Source organism: Vibrio mytili, from assembly GCF_000830505.1.
Taxonomy (GTDB): domain Bacteria; phylum Pseudomonadota; class Gammaproteobacteria; order Enterobacterales; family Vibrionaceae; genus Vibrio; species Vibrio mytili.
Map to the genome: position 1 here is coordinate 1 of NZ_JXOK01000025.1, position 4,391 is coordinate 4,391.

The 4,391-nt window shown below is 42.5% G+C and carries 6 protein-coding genes; 1 reads left to right on the plus strand and 5 read right to left on the minus strand.

Annotated features, from left to right (window positions below; translation table 11 throughout):
* Positions 1 to 338: 338 nt before the first annotated feature.
* The 5 genes from SU60_RS08215 to SU60_RS08235 form a co-directional block, all read right to left on the minus strand.
* Entirely contained in the window at positions 339 to 548 is a 210-nt protein-coding gene (locus SU60_RS08215; protein ID WP_245228385.1) for a hypothetical protein, read from the minus strand.
* A gap of 202 nt (positions 549 to 750) precedes the next feature.
* Positions 751 to 1,431 carry an SANT/Myb-like DNA-binding domain-containing protein gene (locus SU60_RS08220; protein ID WP_041155095.1) on the minus strand — a complete coding sequence of 227 codons (681 nt, stop codon included), beginning with the start codon at positions 1,429 to 1,431 and terminating at the stop codon, positions 751 to 753.
* A 111-nt stretch (positions 1,432 to 1,542) separates the two neighbouring features.
* Entirely contained in the window at positions 1,543 to 1,890 is a 348-nt protein-coding gene (locus SU60_RS08225) for a DUF1293 family protein (RefSeq protein WP_041155096.1), read from the minus strand.
* Between the two features lie 3 nt (positions 1,891 to 1,893).
* A complete protein-coding gene (locus SU60_RS08230; RefSeq protein ID WP_041155097.1) occupies positions 1,894 to 3,189 on the minus strand; it encodes a replication initiation factor domain-containing protein in 1,296 nt (431 codons plus the stop codon).
* Positions 3,186 to 3,377, minus strand: coding sequence for a hypothetical protein (locus SU60_RS08235; protein ID WP_041155098.1), 192 nt, complete (start codon positions 3,375 to 3,377; stop codon positions 3,186 to 3,188). Before SU60_RS08235 ends, SU60_RS08230 begins: the two co-directional genes overlap by 4 nt.
* 110 nt (positions 3,378 to 3,487) lie before the next feature.
* Between SU60_RS08235 and SU60_RS08240 the strand changes: the two genes are divergently transcribed.
* On the plus strand, positions 3,488 to 3,946 hold the full coding sequence (locus SU60_RS08240) for a helix-turn-helix transcriptional regulator (RefSeq protein ID WP_052481513.1): 459 nt from the start codon (positions 3,488 to 3,490) through the stop codon (positions 3,944 to 3,946).
* Positions 3,947 to 4,391: the final 445 nt, after the last annotated feature.

Sequence of the window (4,391 nt, forward strand, 5' to 3'; positions counted from 1 at the left end):
ACGCACTAAACCATGAAAAATGTTACAGAAATCAATAGCCTTGAATTACGTTACAACAATCAAGAAGCCTTGCTCGACACTCGCAAAGCTTAACGCTGTTCGTCTTGATGGTTTCCAGTTGGATAAGTCGCCTTGGATGTGGTTAGGCTCTGGAAGGCAGATTCTAGCAGGATGAAGGATGGATTTGTGGTTTCAGCAACGGGAGCTACGGTCGCAAGCTCCCTGCTTTTCGGGCAGATAAGCAAAGGCACTCCCCAGAACTATGAAGAATGCCCTTATCCCTGCGGGGCTGAGAATCACTCTCAACTCATTTATATGCTTCTTTATGACAGTAGAGATTATGCAGGCTCATAACCCTCAAAATCACCCGCATCAAGCATGGTGTTGTAAAGGTCTGGCGTGAGTTCGATTAACTCTAAAGCATCTCCAAACTCAGCAGTCAGCGAAGCAATCATCATATCTTTGCATTTAAACGTGTACCAACCTTCACCTGGCGTAAACGTAGAAATCATATCAGGCGAAATCTCATCGTAAAAAATTTTCATCATAAGGGTCCTTAGCTAACTTGTGTCGATTTGGGAATGCGTCTTCTAGCCTATCTGCCAAAAGTCATAACACCTAGGACACTGTTCTTCATACATGTAAACCTGATTATCCGCTATGTACTCGGTACAAAGAAAGTCTATATCACCACATTGGGGACAACGGTCACGTCGTTTAAATCGATTAGTTCTATGTTGAATCACCATATCACACCGCCTTATAACCATGAGTCAGTGCCGAAGCCGTAACACCTGCTCGACGACCAAAATGAACATCAAGGGCAGAACAAAGTTCATCAAGATGCATGGCCATCATTGGTACCGACGGCCCTTTCTTGTCATAAAAAATCACTACCGAGTCATCAACTCGATTTTTTGAATCAGGACAATTACGTTCGAGAACAGCGACACGCTTAACCATGTCATAAGGCATCAAACGTCTTGGGATTGGAGGTTCAACATCATCCAGTTTAGGACGTTTCAAACCGAGCTTTTCAGCATAATAGACAACCGCTGAAGGTTTGCGTTGAATACGTTTCGCTATCGTATCAACATCATGAAGCCAATAGTTGTCCTTAAGATATTGAATATGTTCATCAGAAAGATTTCTAAAGCGCCTCAGCTTCAGTTTACGTATTTGATTCTTAACAGCCTGAACAGTTCGACCTAAAGAATCAGCAATCGTCGTGACTCGCTTGCCTTCATGGTACAGAGTTTTAAGCTGCTCAGACTCCTCAGGCGTCCAACGCTTTTTGGTCGTTTTAATTTTCGGTTGTTCGACTTCCTCAACATCAAGAGCCTTGTCTGATACTTTAGGACGTCGAACTAATAAATCAGAAAATGAACACTCAAGATTCACATCCTGAGCAATAAATGAGGTGCCTTCCATTATGCCCCCTAGCCTTATTTTTAGTGTGAGAGACCCTAGCCTCCCCAATAGAAATAAGCCGAAAAGAGGGAAGCTAAAGCAATTAAGTTGATGATTTCTTGATACAAAATGCTATTTCAAAGAAGCTTGAAAATGCCGTTTAATTTCATCGTCAACCGGAATCAACTCAGTAACGATTGCCCCTGCCAACGGGTCATCTTGATTCAGCTCAAGCACCAATTCATATTCACGACGAGGCACTAAAGCACCCGACTTTTCAAGTTTTAAAGCATAAACAGGGTCAATCATTAAAGGCGTATCCCACTTGGGATTTACATCACCAGACTCACCAATCGTTCGACGTTTAAAGTTATCTGAATTAACAGGCTTCAAAGGACGTGAAATATTGAGTTGAGCCATTTCACCACGGGACGGATTCCACATGATATCGATACCAAGAACAAACACAGGCTTAGCCATACGTTACTCCAAAATTACATTCATTAAACGTTGATGACTGGACGGGAACGCAAACGCAGTCCCATCCCTCACCAGAGAACTGACTACCTTCTCAAGGTCGCCATTATGAAACTCAACAAGAGCGTTGAGTGTTTTGCCGTACTGTCGTTTCATCCAGTAGGCAGCAGAAACCAAATCCAAGGCCACACGCTTCTTAGACTTAGATTTGCGATTAGTTTTTACAGGCGTGAATTCATCAGAAATAAGCGAGGATGAGTAAGCGCAGAGTCCTTTAAAAGCACCCAATGGATTAAGCAAAACATCAACATCCCACTTCTTAAGCTCAACCTCAGAGCGATACCATACAAAGTCCTCAGCCTCGATATTGCGCTCGAGCTTTTTGTTATAGATACGCCAATAGACATTAGACTGGCGAGAACCAATACTGCATTGCTCTTTAGAGAAGATCTTCTCACCAGTTGAAGCATTAAAAGTGTAAGCATCATTACGCTCAATCTTAGGAGAACGCCCACGAACAGCAGTACGAAAACCATTGTCCCAAGCAGCACGCTCCGCCGCATCACAAGTATGAACGCCATCAAAATCATCAAAAGCAAGGTCAACACGTGCCAAGTGTTTTACACCCAGAACCGTATTTAACCAGTGGTGTACATAACGACAAGAACGAGACAAGAACAAATGCTTACAACCATGCCCGTTAATCTGAAAGTGGATAGTGTCATTGTTGCCACCAACCCCAACTTGACCACAATAATCATCACCATCAGCGGAGGTTAAGACAAATGAATCATCATAGAACTGGAAGCCTTTACCACGTGGAGCACTGTAGTTAAACCCAAGGACATGAGTAATAAATCGCCTAACCGTTTCCTGTAGGTAATCCATATAGGCATCACGGTAATAACGGTTATAAGCCTCGATATCCTCAGCCGTTTTAGCATGACAAGCATTAAAAACAGGCTCACTTGGGAAGTGAATACCAGAATATGGAGAATCCTTTTTGCAATGACGAAAGTTATTGATTTTAACCGTAAAAGTAAGGTAATCGATGATAACAGGACTTTGCTCATAATCCTCAATCTCACGATATTGCTCGACATGATGAGGAACAAACTCAGGTCTTAACCCTGCTTTTTTAGGTCTAAAAACATACTCAGATGAAAGCTTATGAGCATGCTTCCATCCGGTATCTGTTTTGGTAGCTTGCTGCCAAATCACACCACTACCACACTCAGGACAGCAGCAAGTAACAGGAGAATGATAAACCGCACCGCACTCCATACACAGACGGTTATTCATACATACCCCTCCATGATAGCCATACGCTCAGCTTTAGTTGTGTCAGTAATATCAACCAGTTCGTAGTCGATGAACTCACCATCACACCACTGAACAAGACTTCCATACGAACGGAATAAGTCCCACTCACCATATACGTAAACCGATACGGTGAAGTCTGGCATCATGTCGTAGAAAACCTTGTTCATAGGAAACTCTGTCAAGTATGATTTTTCATACTTTAAGCGATGAAAATGTATATGTAAAGTGATAGGTATGAAAAACCATATGTATAATTTAAAAAAAGGACACATGGGAAATGAAAATCATGCTTCAAGATGTATTAAAGGAAACCAGGGAGCGAGCTGGCCTTAAGCAAAGTGAAATAGCTGAACGTATTGGCGTAACGCCTCAAACATACATGAAATGGGAAAACGGGAAGAATGAACCAAAAGCAAGTTACATAAAAAAGCTTGCCGAAATACTCAACGTAACTGAAACAGAACTATGTCGAGGAGCACTGTTCTATCAAGATGGAAACCCTATCGAGTTTATGAAAAAAGTCGCTCAATATCAGAACTTTATTGACGAAGTAAGTTTCACCTCGATCTTATTTGATCACATCCAGGATAAAGACAAGTTCATAAATGACTTAGATGCAGCACTAAATAAGACCCAGGGTTTTAAGCGAAGCGATATAGATAGGATGTCTCCTGATGAGATATACGGTGCTGAAAAATATAAAGAACACATAGATAAGGTAGAAGGATTACCATAAGACTCGCTAGCGCTCAAACACTGGCGCGCTATGCTTGCAGATACCATTTTCAGGTGAAAGCCTTGAGTTATGGTGGAATTTACCCCCGTAGTACAAGACGGGGGTTCTCTTACTCCGCACCTGCGGTACCCTCCCGACGAAACGGGTCCCTCCCGAGGTGCGGAGGCAAGATAACAAAAAACTAGACTAAGCCGTAACTCTCCCTCTTCTTCAATCCTCCTCCTCAGTCTTCGTCGTCGTCATTCATCATCATTCGAATTACTAAAGCAAGAGCTAATATAAGTATAGTTCGTATTATACGAGTTTATGTTACGGGCTAAGCCTTCAAAGCGATTCTCTCTCCTAGCATGTACGCAGCGAGCTGCGACAATGAGCAAGTCTCTCGCCCACCCTTTGTGCAGCCCAGGTCTACGACAAACCACTCAACATAAACACCGGATATAAT

Bases quoted from the DNA above. Each gene is read 5' to 3' on its own strand.
- SU60_RS08215 (WP_245228385.1), bottom strand. From the start codon at position 548: ATGATGAAAATTTTTTACGATGAGATTTCGCCTGATATGATTTCTACG.
- SU60_RS08220 (WP_041155095.1), bottom strand. From the start codon at position 1,431: ATGGAAGGCACCTCATTTATTGCTCAGGATGTGAATCTTGAGTGTTCA.
- SU60_RS08225 (WP_041155096.1), bottom strand. From the start codon at position 1,890: ATGGCTAAGCCTGTGTTTGTTCTTGGTATCGATATCATGTGGAATCCG.
- SU60_RS08230 (WP_041155097.1), bottom strand. From the start codon at position 3,189: ATGAATAACCGTCTGTGTATGGAGTGCGGTGCGGTTTATCATTCTCCT.
- SU60_RS08235 (WP_041155098.1), bottom strand. From the start codon at position 3,377: ATGAACAAGGTTTTCTACGACATGATGCCAGACTTCACCGTATCGGTT.
- SU60_RS08240 (WP_052481513.1), top strand. From the start codon at position 3,488: ATGAAAATCATGCTTCAAGATGTATTAAAGGAAACCAGGGAGCGAGCT.